This window comes from Vibrio sp. V19_P1S1T109 (genome assembly GCF_002241375.1).
Classification (GTDB): Bacteria; Pseudomonadota; Gammaproteobacteria; order Enterobacterales; family Vibrionaceae; genus Vibrio; species Vibrio anguillarum.
On record NZ_NDIM01000271.1, the window covers coordinates 1 to 16,671 of the forward strand.

General features: G+C 47.1%; 16 protein-coding genes and 1 riboswitch. Of the genes, 6 read left to right on the forward strand and 10 right to left on the reverse strand.

Translation table 11 applies throughout. The annotated features are described in order from the left end of the window. A partial coding sequence (locus B9J87_RS13260; protein WP_254918140.1) for a GreA/GreB family elongation factor occupies nt 1-341 on the forward strand: 341 nt, incomplete at its 5' end. A gap of 536 nt (nt 342-877) precedes the next feature. Next, complete coding sequence (locus B9J87_RS13270) at nt 878-1,315, forward strand: Hsp20 family protein (RefSeq protein WP_010319943.1); 438 nt, start codon at nt 878-880, stop codon at nt 1,313-1,315. A 68-nt stretch (nt 1,316-1,383) separates the two neighbouring features. Here B9J87_RS13270 and B9J87_RS13275 read toward each other — a convergent pair whose 3' ends face one another. The 3 genes from B9J87_RS13275 to glyQ all read right to left on the reverse strand — a co-directional run bounded on the left by B9J87_RS13275 (nt 1,384) and on the right by glyQ (nt 5,845). Further along, nucleotides 1,384-2,631: a valine--pyruvate transaminase gene (locus tag B9J87_RS13275; RefSeq protein ID WP_094151146.1), complete on the reverse strand. Its 1,248-nt coding sequence runs from the start codon at nt 2,629-2,631 to the stop codon at nt 1,384-1,386. Nucleotides 2,632-2,844: 213 nt separating this feature from the next. Next, nucleotides 2,845-4,926, reverse strand: a complete 2,082-nt coding sequence (gene glyS, locus B9J87_RS13280) for a glycine--tRNA ligase subunit beta (protein WP_019281084.1) — start codon at nt 4,924-4,926, stop codon at nt 2,845-2,847. Nucleotide 4,927: 1 nt separating this feature from the next. Further along, a complete protein-coding gene (gene glyQ, locus B9J87_RS13285) occupies nt 4,928-5,845 on the reverse strand; it encodes a glycine--tRNA ligase subunit alpha (RefSeq protein ID WP_013855568.1) in 918 nt (305 codons plus the stop codon). Between the two features lie 211 nt (nt 5,846-6,056). Then, nucleotides 6,057-6,170: riboswitch (yybP-ykoY riboswitch) on the forward strand. A gap of 89 nt (nt 6,171-6,259) precedes the next feature. Between glyQ and B9J87_RS13290 the strand changes: the two genes are divergently transcribed. Next, nucleotides 6,260-6,814, forward strand: coding sequence for a TMEM165/GDT1 family protein (locus tag B9J87_RS13290; RefSeq protein WP_017046363.1), 555 nt, complete (start codon nt 6,260-6,262; stop codon nt 6,812-6,814). 155 nt (nt 6,815-6,969) lie between these two features. After that, entirely contained in the window at nt 6,970-7,230 is a 261-nt protein-coding gene (locus B9J87_RS13295) for a hypothetical protein (protein ID WP_172858977.1), read from the forward strand. A gap of 83 nt (nt 7,231-7,313) precedes the next feature. Here B9J87_RS13295 and tusA read toward each other — a convergent pair whose 3' ends face one another. Beyond that, nucleotides 7,314-7,562 (reverse strand): sulfurtransferase TusA, encoded by a 249-nt coding sequence (gene tusA, locus B9J87_RS13300; protein ID WP_010319937.1) that lies wholly within the window; start codon nt 7,560-7,562, stop codon nt 7,314-7,316. Nucleotides 7,563-7,695: 133 nt separating this feature from the next. Here tusA and B9J87_RS13305 point away from each other — a divergent pair, with 133 nt between their 5' ends. Next, nucleotides 7,696-7,881, forward strand: a complete 186-nt coding sequence (locus B9J87_RS13305) for a hypothetical protein (RefSeq protein ID WP_010319936.1) — start codon at nt 7,696-7,698, stop codon at nt 7,879-7,881. A gap of 155 nt (nt 7,882-8,036) precedes the next feature. Beyond that, nucleotides 8,037-8,981 (forward strand): LysR family transcriptional regulator, encoded by a 945-nt coding sequence (locus B9J87_RS13310; RefSeq protein WP_017044147.1) that lies wholly within the window; start codon nt 8,037-8,039, stop codon nt 8,979-8,981. A 46-nt stretch (nt 8,982-9,027) separates the two neighbouring features. Here the strand turns inward: B9J87_RS13310 and acuI are convergent, their stop codons facing one another. The 6 genes from acuI to ilvG form a co-directional block, all read right to left on the reverse strand. Further along, the gene (gene acuI / locus B9J87_RS13315) at nt 9,028-10,008 is read right to left on the reverse strand and encodes an acrylyl-CoA reductase (NADPH) (protein ID WP_088720683.1); all 981 of its coding nucleotides are present in this window, start codon (nt 10,006-10,008) and stop codon (nt 9,028-9,030) included. A gap of 147 nt (nt 10,009-10,155) precedes the next feature. Continuing rightward, the gene (gene ilvA / locus B9J87_RS13320) at nt 10,156-11,694 is read right to left on the reverse strand and encodes a threonine ammonia-lyase, biosynthetic (RefSeq protein ID WP_094151150.1); all 1,539 of its coding nucleotides are present in this window, start codon (nt 11,692-11,694) and stop codon (nt 10,156-10,158) included. Nucleotides 11,695-11,697: 3 nt separating this feature from the next. Beyond that, nucleotides 11,698-13,539, reverse strand: a complete 1,842-nt coding sequence (gene ilvD, locus B9J87_RS13325) for a dihydroxy-acid dehydratase (protein WP_094151152.1) — start codon at nt 13,537-13,539, stop codon at nt 11,698-11,700. A 16-nt stretch (nt 13,540-13,555) separates the two neighbouring features. Continuing rightward, nucleotides 13,556-14,494: a branched-chain-amino-acid transaminase gene (gene ilvE, locus B9J87_RS13330; RefSeq protein WP_010319931.1), complete on the reverse strand. Its 939-nt coding sequence runs from the start codon at nt 14,492-14,494 to the stop codon at nt 13,556-13,558. Between the two features lie 12 nt (nt 14,495-14,506). Further along, nucleotides 14,507-14,791: an acetolactate synthase 2 small subunit gene (ilvM, locus tag B9J87_RS13335; protein ID WP_010319930.1), complete on the reverse strand. Its 285-nt coding sequence runs from the start codon at nt 14,789-14,791 to the stop codon at nt 14,507-14,509. Beyond that, nucleotides 14,791-16,437 carry an acetolactate synthase 2 catalytic subunit gene (ilvG, locus tag B9J87_RS13340; RefSeq protein WP_017044151.1) on the reverse strand — a complete coding sequence of 549 codons (1,647 nt, stop codon included), beginning with the start codon at nt 16,435-16,437 and terminating at the stop codon, nt 14,791-14,793. Before ilvG ends, ilvM begins: the two co-directional genes overlap by 1 nt. Nucleotides 16,438-16,671: the final 234 nt, after the last annotated feature.

The window sequence follows — 16,671 nt, forward strand, 5'->3', positions numbered from 1 at the left end:
GCTTATTTGTTACCTATCAGTCTCCACTGATTTTACTGACTCTTTTCGAGAGAATAGAAGCAGAATCATTGGCCAGATATTCTACGGCGGAGCGTCGAGTCAACGTTGGAGATAGGGTCAGCTTTGTTGATACAGAAAAGTGTCAACCTTATCAAATTATTATAGTGCTTGGTGAGCGGAACAACCCTAATGATGGTCTCGTATCACTTTACTCTTATTTAGGCGCTTCTATTTTTGGATTACGTGAACAAGAGTGTTTTAAATTATATATTTTAGGAAAAGAGCGAGAATATAAAGTGGTTAATATTCTTCCTGAAAAGTCACTAACGTGTGTAAATTAAATTTCTTCGTTAAAATAAGGAGATTACTATGAGTAAGAAAGATATGAAAAAAGCGCAACTTAGCCTAAAAGAAAAGCGGAAATTAAAGCAAGAAAAAATGGAAGAAAGCAGTGTAATTAAAGAAAGGAAAAAACGCGGAAAATAAAATAAGTTTTCATCGGTTAAAGTGCAAAATAAAGCCTAATGATATCGTTAGGCTTTTTTATGTCTCTGTATTGACTCTATATCCTGCTAATGAAGGCTTTGTAACTCTACGGAGTATCAGTTTGATTCGATGCCCTCTTTCTAGTTTCTGTTCGCTTTAGCGAGGACTAAAAAATTTTTCAAAAAATCCTTGAAAAGAATTTTAGTGCCCCTATATCTATCAATGAAGAGGATGCCGTAAGGACCTCTGGAATGGCGACACAGGTTTGCTCTCTTAAGAGGAGCCTTGTGTTGTGATCATTAAATGTGTTGTTAGCTCCATGTTGAAAGAATGGCTGCTAACGGCTTAGCGCCTATGCGCTAAGGCTATTGCTTATGATGAGGATAGTATGATGAGAACAGTAGATTTCACTCCTTTATACCGCAACGCAATTGGTTTTGACCGTCTATTAAACATGATGGAATCCAGTTCAGCGAAGAATAGCTCTGCGGGTTACCCTCCGTACAATATTGAACAGCAAGACGACAATAAATATCGCATCACGATGGCGGTAGCTGGTTTTTCTGAAGAGCAGATTGAGATTACTCAACAAGAAAATACGCTGATTGTGCGTGGCGAACGTAAACCCGAAGAGAATAAAAACTACGTCTACCAAGGTATTGCTGAGCGCGATTTTGAACGTAAATTCCAATTGGCCGACTATGTCAAAGTACTCGGAGCCACAATGGAAAATGGCTTGCTACACGTGGATCTTGAACGTGAAACACCTGAAGCGATGCAACCACGTAAAATTGCGATTAATGGCAAAAACTTAATTGAGAACAATTAAGTTACTGGCCACATTAAAGTAGTGAAAGAGCGCCTTTTGGCGCTCTTTTTCATGGCAGAAAGGATGAATTACTGTTGATAAGCTAATGCCACTTCTTGAGCAATAATTTGAATGCCCTTTTGCATGGCTTCATCATCTTGCACGTAGTTCATGCGCAGACACTGATGCGCGTGTTGCCAATCGTCTTGTTGACCAATAAAGAAATATTCACCCGGTACAATCAATACTCCTCTGGCTTTTAGACGTTGGTAAAGTTCCATAGTGGTGATGGGGAGCTCATCAAACCAGAGCCATAAAAAGATCGCCCCTTCTGGTTTATGGATACGAAAGCGCGGGTCGCTAATGGCTTGCTTGAGTAACTCGACTGCTCTTTGTGATTTCTGCTGGTAGAAGGGCTTGATCACATCACGACTGAGCCTTAATAGATCGCCTTTTTCAATCATGTGATGAGCAATGGCTGGGCCGATGCTGCCTGGCGCTAAGCTAATGATGCCATTCATGTTGGTTAATGCTTGGGTAATGGTTTCGTTGGCAATGACGATACCGCAGCGCACACCGGGTAAACCCAGTTTCGAAAGGCTCATGCATAAAATGGTGTTGTCATTCCAAAAGGGCTCAATCTCTTCAAAAATGATGTTGGGAAATGGAACGCCGTATGCATTGTCGATAATCAGTGGGATATTGTTCTCTCTAGCCAGCTTATCGAGCTTGTGGATCTCTTGTTCTGTGAGCACATTTCCCGTCGGATTGGTTGGACGGGAAGCACAAATGGCGGCTACCGACGAATCCACGTTCAAGGTTTCGAAATCCACGTGGTATTTGAATAAGCCATTGTCGAGTAGTTCTATTTCTGGGCGATAGGAGACAAAAATATCTTCATCTATCCCGGCATCACCATAACCAATATATTCAGGCGCTAATGGCAGTAAAATTTTCTTATGTGAACCGTCAGCTTGCTGGCCAGCAAACAGATTAAATAGATAGAAAAATCCACTCTGGCTGCCATTGGTTAAGCTAATGTTCTTTTCACTGATTTCCCAGCCATAGGTTTCTTTAAGCAGTTTTGCGAGAGATTTAACGAACAAATCTTTACCTTGTGGGCCATCATAGTTGGCGAGGGCAGCGATCAGTTCACCACTGCTAAGCATGTCAGCACTGGTTTGATGAAAGTAGTCAATCATGGCGGGAATGGCAGCTGGGTTACCACCGCCGAGCATAATGGCTCCGGGAGTGCGCAGGCCATCATTGAGATCGTCCATTAACTGGGTAATACCGGAATACTGATTAAATTTTTCACCAAATTTCGAAAACTGCATTGCTGACTGCCTAATTCATTCTTGTATTTGCTTGCATAAAGGGGCATGAAACGATGCCACGCCCATCGAGTAATCCTTGAACATACCCCAATGTTTTTGCGAGTCAAAGCACTATTTTTCGCCAAATAACACACTGCGGTCAGATAAAACAAAAAGCCCAGCGGATAGTCGCTGGGCTTTGATAGATTAATTTGTGTGCCGAAATATCAGCGACTACTTTTGCAGCAGTGAAATATCAGCAATTTGTAGGAACAGATTACGCAAGTTGTTGAGCAGCGTTAAACGGTTTTGTTTTAATGCTTCATCGTCTGCCATCACCATGACATTATCAAAGAAAGCATCAACAGGTTCACGTAGTGCTGCCAGCTTGCTCAGTGCTTGTTGGTAATCACCGGTAGCGAAAGCAGGTTCTAGTGCTTCGGTCATCACTTCCACTTCTTCCGCTAAGGCTTTTTCGGCCGCTTCTTGAAGAAGTGTTAGGTTGATTTCTGCAGCCAGTTCACCGTCAAATTTCGCTAAAATGTTACCGACACGCTTGTTTGCCGCCGCTAGGGCTTCAGCCGCTTCCAGTTCACGGAAGTGGGAAACTGCTTTAACACGTTTGTCAAAATCAGCGGGTTTGGTTGGACGACGAGCAAGTACCGCTTGGATGATGTCGACGCTAAAACCTTCATCTTGATACCAAGCACGGAAACGGCCAAGCATAAACTCAATTACATCGTGCTCAACGTTGTCGTTGGTAAGGCGATCACCAAACAGCGATTTCGCTTTTGCTACGAGGTCAACTAAGTCCAAGTTATAGCCGTATTCAACGATGATGCGCAGTACACCCAGTGATGCGCGACGCAGAGCAAAGGGATCCGAGCCTTTTGGTGCTTGGCCAATACCGAAGATGCCGACTATGGTGTCTAGCTTGTCTGCGATTGCCACAGCGGCGGAAACGCCATTGGTTGGCAGAGCATCGCCAGCAAAGCGTGGCATGTACTGTTCGTTTAGTGCAACGGCGACTTCTTCTGCTTCTCCGTCATGGCGAGCATAATGCATACCCATCACGCCTTGCGTGTCGGTAAATTCAAACACCATGGAGGTCATCAAATCGCATTTAGCCAGTAAGCCCGCACGTTTTGATTTTTCTACATCCGCGCCAATCTGTTCTGCAATGTAACCAGCCAGTTCAGTAATACGGTCAGTTTTATCTTTAATCGTACCCAACTGCTGCTGGAAAATCGCGGTTTCTAGTCGTGGTAGACGATCGACTAATTTGCTTTTGAGATCGGTATTAAAGAAGAATTCCGCGTCCGCTAAGCGTGGACGAACGACTTTCTCGTTGCCTTCGATAACATGGCGAGGCTCTTTCGACTCGATGTTAGAGACGAAAATAAAGTTAGGCAGCAATTGCTTATTCGCGTCGCTCATCTGATGAGAATAAACCGGGAAGTATTTTTGGTCACCTTTCATGGTGTAAACCAAAGCTTCTGACGGTACTTTAAGGAATTTTTCTTCAAATTTCGCCGTCAGCACCACTGGCCATTCAACCAGTGAGGTCACTTCTTCAACCAAGTCATCGTCAAGATCGGCAACACCGCCAACCTGTAGCGCTGCTTTTTGTGCATCCGCAATAATTATCGCTTTACGCGCATCGTAATCGGCGATCACTTTACCGCGCTGTTCTAAAATCGCTGGGTATTGTTCTGCTGAATCGATGGTGAACTCTTTTTCGCCCATAAAGCGGTGACCACGGATGGTGCGCGCAGAAGCTACGCCTAAGATCTCACCTTCGATCAGTTCATCGCCCATCAAAATAGTCAGAGTTTTTACTGGGCGGATAAATTGTGTTTCTTTATCACCCCAGCGCATGGGTTTGGCGATAGGCAAGTTTGCTAACGCTTTGGCGGCAAGTTCAACCACAATAGCTTTGGCATCTTGGCCTTTGACTTCCTGTTTGAACAGTAGCCATTCACCTTGTTCTGTTGTTAGGCGATCCGCTTGCTCAACAGTAATGCCGTTACCACGCGCCCAGCCTTGTGCTGCTTTGGTTGGATTGCCATCGGCATCAAAAGCAACAGAAATAGCGGGGCCACGTTTTTCGACCACTTTATCCGCTTGACCTTGGGCCAAGTTGGTCACTTTCAGTGCTAAACGGCGAGGGGTTGCAAACCATTTGATGCCTTCGTGTGCCAGTTCAGCGGTTTTCAATTCTGCGGCAAAGTTAGCCGCAAACGCTTCAGCCAAAGTGCGAAGTTGTTTTGGTGGTAGCTCTTCTGTGCCTAATTCAATTAGAAATTCTTTTGCCATCTTATTTGTCCTCACCCTTTTTACACATAGGGAAGCCAAGTGCTTCACGAGATGCGTAGTACGCTTCTGCAACCGCTTTGGTCAGGTTACGGATACGTAGGATGTAACGTTGACGTTCTGTCACCGAAATCGCTTTACGCGCGTCCAATAGGTTAAAGGCATGGCCCGCTTTCAAAATACGCTCATAGGCAGGAAGTGGCAGCGGTTTTTCTAGCTCAAGTAGATGCTTACACTCTTTTTCGCACTGGTCGAAGAAAGTGAAAAGAAAATCGACATCCGCGTGTTCGAAGTTGTAAGTGGATTGTTCGACTTCATTTTGATGGTAAATGTCACCATAGGTGACTTTACCTAATGGGCCATCTGTCCAGACTAAGTCATACACTGAATCCACGCCTTGAATGTACATGGCAAGACGTTCAATACCGTAAGTGATTTCACCAGTTACAGGTTTGCACTCAAGGCCGCCGACTTGTTGGAAGTAAGTAAATTGAGTTACTTCCATGCCGTTTAGCCACACTTCCCAGCCAAGACCCCAAGCACCTAAGGTTGGGTTTTCCCAGTTATCTTCCACGAAACGAATATCGTGTACTAGTGGGTCAACACCGAGCACCTCTAAAGACCCCAGATACAACTCTTGAATGTTGTCTGGTGAAGGTTTGATGATGACTTGGAATTGGTAATAGTGTTGCAGGCGGTTTGGGTTTTCACCATAACGACCGTCCGTTGGGCGACGAGAGGGTTGAACATACGCCGTTGCAATGGGCTCTGGGCCTAAAGCTCGCAGGCATGTCATTGGGTGAGAGGTTCCTGCACCAACTTCCATGTCTAATGGTTGAACAATGGTACAGCCTTGTTGGGCCCAATAATCCTGCAGCGCGAGGATCATACCCTGAAAGGTTTTGATATCGTATTTTTGCATAGTCAGGTTCGCGCGATTCTTCTGTCTGAATGGATGAAAATAACGAACAAGTATACCCAGATATTCGCTCAGCGAGTAGGGGTAATCTTGCTTAATTAATGGTCGAAAATCCGTTTTGGTCGAATTTATCGCATCGATTGTGCCAAATTCCTGCACATGAACGATTTTGACTTATTTCTAACTTGAGATTTTCACTCGGCCTGATTAGAATTGCGCCGTCTTTGGGGAGTAGCTTACCAGTGAGATTTCTTATCTTAATGGTTCGTTCGTCAACATAATTGGTGCCAAATCACCGTGGCGTTCGAGGCTAAAGTCATTTTAGCTTAGCAAGACCTTAGACAAACATCACAAACCGGGGCGGGGAGTGGCGTTTGTCTATGGTTATTATAATTATCCCGCCCCATTGAGCCTGTCGTGAGCGTATTAGCTATTTCAATTACTACCGTCGCCTTAGCTGAAATTGGCGATAAAACCCAACTGCTTTCTCTGCTGCTAGCCAGTCGTTATCGTAAACCTTTGCCTATTATTGCCGCCATTTTTGTCGCAACGATGGTTAACCATGCACTCGCTGCTTGGCTGGGCGTGGTCGTTGCCGACTACCTGTCACCAGAAATCCTTAAATGGGTGTTGGTCGCTAGCTTCCTTGCCATGGCGGGTTGGGTGTTAATTCCAGACAAACTCGACGGTGATGAAAAAATTACCAATCGAGGCCCTTTTGTCGCTAGCTTCATCGCCTTTTTTGTCGCTGAAATTGGCGATAAAACCCAAATAGCAACGTCTATTCTTGGTGCGCAGTATGCGGATGCTCTACTGTGGGTGGTGCTCGGAACGACGATTGGTATGTTGCTGGCTAACGTACCTGTGGTGCTGATTGGTAAATTATCCGCCGATAAAATGCCGCTAGGACTTATTCGTAAAATCACGGCGGTACTCTTTTTGATATTAGCGATCGGCGCGGCGATTTGGTAATTCCAATCGATTAGATGATTGGGCGACTGAGTGTGACACAATTTATTACTCAACTTGTCGCCCAACGTCTACGGTTGCGTGATGAGTGACAAATTTATGCCATACTGGTCATGTTACTGTAGTGCTAGATGATGCAAGTCTAAGAGGGAATGCATATGCTGACACGTTATATGGGAATGACCGCCAAGAGCCAAAGTTACTTGTTTACGTTCGGTTTTGTGCTGACGTTGTTGGGTATGGCGTTGACGGAAATGTGGCTACCCATGGTGGCCGGCGCAATCATATTGTGTGGCTTGATGGTGGAATCTTGGATCCGAGTCGCGCACATTATCCCGATGCTCGATGAAATTCGAACCCTGCAAAAGCAGATCACAAAACTGCAATCAGAGATCCGCACCATTGAGTTTAATGAGTAGTGTGCAGCGCAATGAATTAATAGCAAAAGGCGGCCTTTTTGAGGTCGCCTTTTCTTTTGCGTACGCATCACTTAGATCGAGGCTTAACTCAATCCTTTCTTAATCAAATAGAGATAGGGCAATGTGTCCACTTTCTCCGCAATTAACTGATGATCCATAAAGCGGCAAAAACTGGGAATGTCTCGAGTGGTTGACGGGTCATCGGCTTTCACTAGTAAAATTTCGCCATCTTGCATGGTTCGAATGGTTTTTCTGACCATCATTACAGGCTCGGGGCAGCGCAATCCTTCGGCTTCGAGTGTTTGTGTGGCAAGTGCCGGATCAAATGTCATAGTCAAACCTAATCGATGTTATCGCAAGGCGTAGATAATACTGGCGAGGAAAAAATATTCAATAACCACTTGGCAAAGTGATCTTTTTGTTTTAACTTACTTAACAAGTTGATAACAATTTGGTGGGGCACTTATGTTAACAGCGCTTGATAGGTTAACCATTTATTCGGTTCTCTGCTTTATCTCATTTTGTGCCTTAGTGATGCGAACGCCTGCAGAAACGTCATGGATGCCACTTTTTGGTGTCAGTGCGTCACTGGTTGGGATCTGGCTTGAGATGCATCTTTGGAAAGGCATCTCAGAAGAGCAGAATCACTAATCCATCACATATTGATCAACGCATTGCACTAATACGACACGTAACACATTCCGACACTATCCCCATTTTCTTGGGCTTCCCCGCTGAAAGGCGGGATTTTTTTTGCCTAACGCGTACACTGAGCCTATTTGCCATGATAAAAGTGGGGTTGTTGCATGGAGTTGGAAGATATCTATCGTCGCGATCTGAATTTATTGATTGCACTGAGAGTGTTGATAGAAGAGAGCAGTGTCAGTAAAGCGGCCCAGCGTTTAAATCTTAGCCAGTCAGCCATGAGCCGTGTATTAGGTCGGTTACGTGATCTGCTCAATGATCCTCTTTTTACGCGCCAAGGTCAGCATCTCATTGCGACTGAAAAAGCGCTGGAGCTTAATCGCGCCTTAGGCGAGCCATTGGAGTCTCTACGTCAAATCCTTTCACCTGTTGAATTTGACCCCCAGCAATGTGAACAAACCTTCACCATTGCCACGACAGATTACGCAATGCAGACCATCTTACCGTTTGCTTTACCAAGGATATATCAAGAGGCACCAAACGTGTCGTTTGAGTTTTTACCTTTGCAGCATGATAGGTTGGCCGATCAACTGACTTATGAAGGGGCTGATTTAGCGATTTGTCGCCCAACGTCGCCAGTAGCACCATTGATGAGTGAGGTGCTTGGGCGAGTCGGTGTGCTTTGTTTGCTCTCCCAACATCATCCGCTGGCGAATCGGCAGATCTCTTTAGCGGATTACCTGACATACCCTCATGCGATGATTGCGATTAGTGATGGTGTTAATGCCTTAATTGAACAAGCATTAAGTGGGCAGCCTAAACGGAAAATGGTGCTCAGAGCCTATCATTTAGAAGCTGCGCTAGCGATTGTTGATACCATGCCATTGATTATTACGGTACCTGCGGATCTGGCCTATTTAGTGGCAGAACGTTACGCATTGGTGGTGAAGCCGTTACCGTTTCAGTTTACGCCGTTTGACTACTCTATGATTTGGCACTCGCGATGTGAGCATTCTCCTGCCCAAGAATGGTTAAGGCAGATCGTCAAACAAGAGTGCAGCCGGTTGATTGCTAAGCGTATTGAAGAGATGCAGTTAGAGGGATAAAAATCATCAAGCTTTGAGTAAGACCAAAGCTTGATTAATGAATGGTTTAAAGCTTAATCACCACGCGACCAGTCACTTGACCATTGGTGATCGTTTCAGCGTATTGCGCTGTTTGTTCGAGGGTGATTTCCTCACACGCTTGCTCAAAGTAGCTTGCAGGTAGCAGTTTCGCTAAGCTTTCCCATGCTGCCATGCGTTTTTCTAGCGGGCAAGAGACCGAGTCGACACCTTGCAGGCGTACATTGCGCAAAATGAACGGCATGACGGTGGTGGGTAAATCAAAACCACCCGCTAAACCACACGCCGCAACCGTGCTGTTGTAGTCCATTTGAGCTAACACTTTGGCTAACATTTTGCTGCCTACGGTATCGACCGCGCCAGCCCAAATCTGTTTTTCCAGCGGACGAGCTGGCTCTTCAAATTCGCTGCGATCAATAACGCGGCTTGCTCCTAGTTTTTCTAGCAGTGGACCATTTTGTTCAACACGACCGGTTACCGCAGCAACTGTATAACCTAGCTTAGCTAATAGAGTTACAGCAACTGAACCCACGCCGCCACTGGCACCCGTCACCAATATTTCACCCTTTTCCGGTTGAATTCCCGCATCTAAAATGGCTTGCACGCAAAGCATGGCGGTAAAGCCAGCAGTGCCAATCATCATCGCTTTTTTGCTATCAAGGCCGTGCACGAGTGGCACTAACCAATCGGCTTTCAAGCGTGCTTTTTGCGCCATACCACCCCAATGGTTTTCACCCACTCCCCAACCGGTTAGTACAACTTTGTCACCGGTTTGGTAGCGAGTATCTTGGGATTCAAGTACGGTTCCCGCAAGATCAATGCCCGGTACCATAGGGAAATTGCGAATGATTTTGCCTTTACCTGTAATGGCCAAACCATCTTTGTAATTTAATGATGAGTAATCGACCGCGACTAAAACCTCACCTTGCGGTAATTGTGATTCGTCGATTTGTTCAATGGTGGCAACTGTGTTTTTTTCTTGTTGATTAAGGATTAACGCTTTAAACATTCGGATCTCCAGATTGGCACAGCAAGCATAAGATGTCGCTAAGTGTAGTACTGAATTAACTATGACTAAAATGAAACTTTAGCATTGGTTCTATGCGTATTATGCATCACTGATAAAAAATGCCAGTCGTGGGACTGGCATTGAGCTTTAGGATAAGAAGAACTGGTATGAAGGATTGTCCGTCTCATCTTTGCATTGGTAACCCAATTCTCTAAGGTGAGCGGAGAAGCGGTTTAAATCGCTCTCTTCGAGTTCAAAACCACACAATACGCGGCCATAATCGGCGCCATGATTGCGGTAATTAAACAAGCTAATGTTCCAGTGTGTACCAAGCGTGCTGAGAAATTTCAGCAGAGCGCCCGGATATTCCGGAAATTCGAAGCTGTATAATCGCTCTTTTAGCGGCTTAGAGGGTTTGCCTCCAATCATATAACGCACATGCAGCTTGGCCATTTCATCATCCGATAGATCCACCACAGGGTAGCCACCTTGGCGTAAATCGTGAATGATGTTGTCGAGCTCTTCTTGCCCACTTAACAGGCGTACACCGACGAAAATGTTGGCCAGCTTGTCATCGTTATAGCGATAGTTGAACTCGGTGACCGCACGGCCGCCAATGATATTGCAAAACTCAAAAAACGCGCCTTGACGTTCAGGTATGGTCACCGCCAAAAGCCCTTCACGTTTTTCGCCTAGCTCGCATCGCTCCGACACGTAGCGCAAGCCATGGAAATTGGTGTTAGCCCCTGAAAGTACGGTGCCTAACTGTTTATCCACCAGCTTATTTTTTTCCGCGAATTTCTTCAGACCAGCCAGAGCAAGCGCTCCAGAAGGTTCGGCAATCGCACGCGTGTCTTCGAAGATATCTTTAACCGCCGAGCAGATTTCATCGCTTGATACCGTGATGTGGCCATCAATGTATTGCTGACATAAACGGAAGGTTTCATCACCAATACGTTTTACCGCGACACCGTCGGCAAACATGCTGACTTGGTCAAGCACTACGGGTTTACCTGCATCGAGTGCTGCTTTTAAACAAGCAGAATCTTCAGGTTCAACCGCAATCACTTTGATTTCTGGCATCAGCTGTTTGATCAGCACCGCGACCCCAGCGGCTAAACCGCCACCGCCGACAGGTACAAAAATGTAATCAAGGTGGCCATTTTGTTGCAGCATTTCCATGCCAATCGTGCCTTGCCCTGCAATGACCAGTGGGTGATCGAACGGTGGGACAAACGTATAACCTTGCTCGTGAGCCAAGCGTTCCGCTTCGGCTTTGGCTTCATCAAAGTTGTTGCCATGCAAAATCACCAAACCGCCAAAACCGCGCACCGCTTCGACTTTGATATCAGGGGTAGTTTTAGGCATCACAATGGTGGTTTTAATGCCTAATTTTGTTCCCGATAGAGCCATTCCCTGCGCGTGGTTGCCTGCTGACGCAGCAATCACCCCTGCTTGTTTTTGCACCTCAGATAAACTCGACACCATATTATAAGCGCCGCGTAATTTAAAAGAGTGCACAGGCTGGCGATCTTCACGCTTGAGCTGAACGCGATTTTTGATGCGCGCCGATAAGCGGGGCATATCCTGCAGTGGCGTCACCGTTGCGACGTCATACACGGGGGCGCGCAGGATCTGGCGCAGATAATCTGCGCCAGTTTGAGTTGCGTTACCTGAGTCGCTCATCCGCTAGCCCTCGAGCTTAGATTTGTCTCGAACAGCCCCTTTATCAGCGCTGGTGGCCATACTTGCGTAGGCTTTCAATGCCAAAGAGACTTCACGCTGGCGATTGACAGGTTTCCAACCGAGCTGGTCTTGTTTTACGCGGCGCTCAGCCAGTTCAGCTTCTGAAACGTTGAGCGTAATGGAGCGGTTTGGAATATCGATGGCGATAATATCCCCAGAGTTCACCAAACCTATCGTTCCGCCGTTTGCAGCTTCTGGAGAAACGTGACCAATTGATAAACCAGAAGTGCCCCCAGAGAAACGACCGTCAGTCAGTAGCGCGCACTCTTTGCCTAGCCCCATTGATTTGAGGTACGTGGTTGGGTAAAGCATTTCTTGCATACCCGGGCCGCCTTTCGGGCCTTCATAGCGGATGACGACAACATCACCAGCCTTCACTTTACCACCTAAAATACCTTCAACGGCACTTTCTTGGCTTTCAAAGACCACGGCTGGGCCTGCAAATTTCAGGCTACCTTCATCAACCCCTGCTGTCTTGACAATACAGCCGTCAACGGCAATGTTGCCTGATAGGACGGCTAGGCCACCATCTTGGCTAAAAGCATGCTCTTTGGTACGAATACAGCCTTCTTTGCGATCGTCATCAAGGCGATCCCAGCGACACTGTTGTGAGAAGGCTTTAGTGGTACGAATGCCCGCAGGACCGGCACGGAAAAAGGTTAAGACGTCTTCGTCGTCCGTTTGCATGATGTCGTATTGAGCCAACTGCTCTTTCATCGATAAACCCAACACGGTGCGAGTTTGATTGTTGATGAGACCGGCGCGATCCAATTCACCAAGAATCGCCATCACGCCACCCGCGCGGTGCACATCTTCCATGTGATATTTTTGAGTCGATGGCGCGACTTTACACAGATGAGGTACGCGGCGTGACATGCGGTCGATATCACTCATGTCAAAATCGATTTCACCTTCTTGAGCGCCTGCTAATAGGTGCAATACGGTGTTGGTTGAGCCGCCCATAGCAATATCGAGCGCCATCGCATTTTCGAATGCGGCTTTGTTGGCAATATTACGCGGCAAAGCAGATGCATCATCTTGCTCGTAATAACGCTTGGTTAATTCAACAATGCGTTTACCTGCGTTGATGAAGAGCGCCTCACGATCGGCATGCGTGGCCAACATCGAACCATTACCTGGTTGAGAAAGCCCCAACGCTTCGGTGAGACAGTTCATCGAGTTGGCGGTAAACATGCCAGAACAAGAACCACAGGTTGGGCAGGCCGAGCGTTCAATTTGTTCACTTTGTGCATCGGAGACTTTAGGGTCAGCGCCTTGGATCATCGCATCGACTAAATCGAGTTTGATGATTTGATCAGAAAGCTTGGTTTTACCCGCTTCCATTGGCCCGCCAGAAACAAAGATGACGGGAATATTAATGCGCAGTGCCGCCATCATCATCCCAGGGGTGATTTTGTCGCAGTTGGAAATGCAGACCATCGCATCAGCGCAGTGTGCATTAACCATGTACTCGACAGAGTCTGCGATCAACTCGCGTGAGGGCAGTGAGTACAGCATGCCGCCATGTCCCATGGCGATACCATCATCTACCGCGATGGTATTAAATTCTTTGGCGATGCCGCCGGCTTTTTCGATTTCACCCGCAACCAATTGCCCCATATCTTTGAGGTGCACGTGGCCCGGTACGAATTGAGTGAACGAGTTAACCACCGCAATAATCGGTTTACCGAAATCTTCATCTTTGACGCCAGTGGCGCGCCATAATGCGCGCGCTCCAGCCATATTACGTCCGTGTGTCGTCGTTGCGGATCTATACTTTGGCATTGTCTATCGTCCTCTATTACTTCGGTTGTGGGTACACGTAATCCAACCAGCCCCACTTGTCTTCAGTGGTGCCGTTAAATAGGCCAAAGTAAGCTTCTTGCATCACTTTCGTGATTGGCCCACGTTTGCCCTCTCCAACCGTAATTTGGTCTACGCTCCGTACTGGGACGATTTCGGCGGCGGTGCCAGTCATAAAAATTTCGTCAGCAAGGTAGAGAGCTTCACGCGCAATGTTTACTTCACGCACTTCGTAACCCATCTCTTTAGCCAGCGTCATGATCGAATCACGCGTGATACCCGGCAAGATGGAGCTGGTGGTTGGTGGCGTGAGCAGCACACCGTTTTTGATGACGAAAATGTTTTCGCCTGCACCTTCAGATAAATAACCATCCACGCTTAAGGCGATACCTTCGGCATAGCCATGACGACGAGCTTCACCACCGACAAGCAGAGACGATAAATAGTTACCACCCGCTTTGGCTGCGGTTGGAATGGTGTTTGGCGCAGCGCGATGCCAGCTAGAAACCATCGCATCCACACCATTTTCTAGCGCTTCATCACCTAAGTAAGCACCCCAAGGGAAGGCGGCAATGATTAACTCCATTTCAGTGTTCACTGGGGGGCAAACGCCAAGGCCGACGTTGCCAACAAAGCCAAGTGGGCGAATGTAGGCTGAATCCAGTTTATTGACGCGCAATGTTTCACGTGTCGCTTCCATGATCTCTTCTATCGTATAGGGGATAGGGAAACGGTAAATTTTTGCTGAATCTTTCAGGCGTTGAGCGTGCTCTTTATGACGGAAGACGATTGGACCTTTAGGAGTGTTATAACAACGCACACCTTCAAACACCGAGGTGCCGTAGTGCATTGCGTGTGTCAGTACATGAACGTTTGCATTTGCCCACGGAACCATTTCACCGTTGAACCAAATGTAATCTGCAGTTTTTGTTGCCATTTATTGCCTTCCTTATGCACAAATCTTTTGTTGTAAATTGTTATTCGGTAGTTCGTTATTTTTTATTGGGGTGACATCGACACTGCGAATATCCCATAATTTTTCAATTTGATTGATCAGTGTGCTGATGGGGCGATCACTATCAACAATGATTTCAACACTGGCGACTTTGCTGGCGTGGTTTTGCGTTGCGGCCACTTGTTTTATCACAAATCCACGATGGCGAATCACGCGCAGAACACGCTCTAATAGCACCGGTTTATCATCGGCTTTGATGTCTAATAGGTATCTATCCATTAGGTGTTCTCCAACATATCACTATTTGAGGCGCCCGGTGGTACAAGCGGCCATACGTTTTCTTCTTCATCAATCAAAACGTGAAGCAGATAAGCTGTTTTGCTGGCCAGCATTTCTTTAAGTGCTGGTTCAACTTCTTCTTTTTTGGTGATGGTTTTGCCAGGAATATCGAACGCCTTAGCTAGCATCACGAAATCTGGGTTGTCATCCAAAATCGTTTCACTATGGCGGCCATCAAAGAACAGCGATTGCCATTGGCGCACCATACCCAAACGGTGGTTGTTCAGTAGTACCATCTTGACCGGGATTTGGCGGCGCTTGAGCGTACCAAGTTCTTGAACATTCATCATGAACGAGCCATCCCCGGAAATGAGAATGGATTGATCATCTGGGCGAGCAACGGCAGCACCCATTGAGGCGGGCAACCCAAAGCCCATAGTTCCAAGGCCAGCTGAGGTGATGAAGTTCTGTGGAGCACGCGGCTGAATGTGCTGCGCGGCCCACATTTGATGTTGGCCAACGTCGGTTGAGACGATGGCTGAATCGGGCATCATGTCGGACAGTTGTTTGAGTAACAATGGCGCAAAAATGAGATCGCCCGGGTGGTCATAGCGCCACTTAAAGCCACTGCGCAAACTTTCACTGTGGTGAACCCACGGTGCGATATCGCGCGTCAGTTCCAGTTGTGGAAGAATGAGATTGATGTCACCACGTAGTGACGCATTGGCGATCCGGAGTTTATTAAACTCGGCCGCGTCAATATCGATATGAATCACTTTGGCGTGTGGCGCAAAAGTATCCAGCTTTCCCGTTACTCGGTCATCAAAGCGCGCTCCAACCACAATCAGCAAATCACACTCTTGAACGACCAAGTTTGCCGCCTTAGTCCCGTGCATACCAAGCATGCCAAGGTAGTGCGGGTCATGGCGCTCAATCGTGCCCAAGCCTTTTAAAGTGCTTACTGATGGCATCGGATTGAGGCGTAAAAACTCGCGTACGGAATCGGTCGCTTTGGCCAGTTGAACGCCACCGCCAACATACAATACAGGACGAGAGCTTTGTGAAAGCAGTTGTTGCGCTGCGTGAAGCTGCTCTTGGCTGGCAACTGGCATGGCTGGCGCAGTGAACGCAGGTAGCTCAGTCACGGGGGTTTTTGCCAGTTGTACATCTTTAGCGATATCCACAATCACCGGGCCGGGACGACCCGCTTTCGCTACCTCAAAGGCTTCGGCAAGGGTGGGTGCGAGATCGTGGATATCGGTAACGAGGTAGCTGTGTTTGGTGCAAGAGAGTGACATACCAATCACGTCCATCTCTTGAAAAGCATCGGTACCAATGTGCGAGCTTGCGACTTGGCCGGTGATGGCGACGAGGGGGATTGAGTCAAGAAATGCATCGGCAAGACCGGTGACCAAATTGGTCGCTCCAGGTCCTGAGGTGGCCATGCACACCGCGACATCTTGTGTAGAGCGCGCCATGCCAATCGCCGCCATGGCTGCACCTTGTTCGTGGCGACAGAGGATGTGTTCTACACCGCCATCGTATAATGCATCATAGATTGGCATGATAGCGCCGCCGGGATAACCAAAAACGGTTTTGATTCCCTGCTGCTTTAATGCGGCTACAACCAGTTGTGCTCCTGTCATCGTAACCCTCCCAAACTGTGTATGGCACAGTAAACCATGTTGTGTTTGCACTTCATGTGCGCTCCCATTCTTCCTGTCATATCGGGTTGGGTAATCACCAACCAGTATGAACTTTTTAGTTTAATAGTTGTAAAAAAACCCCCGGACTTTTCAGTGCGGGGGTCTTTTGAATCTGGTGGTTATTTTGCGCCCACTAGCCCCCGCGCGGAATCAATAATGACCACGATAATCAGG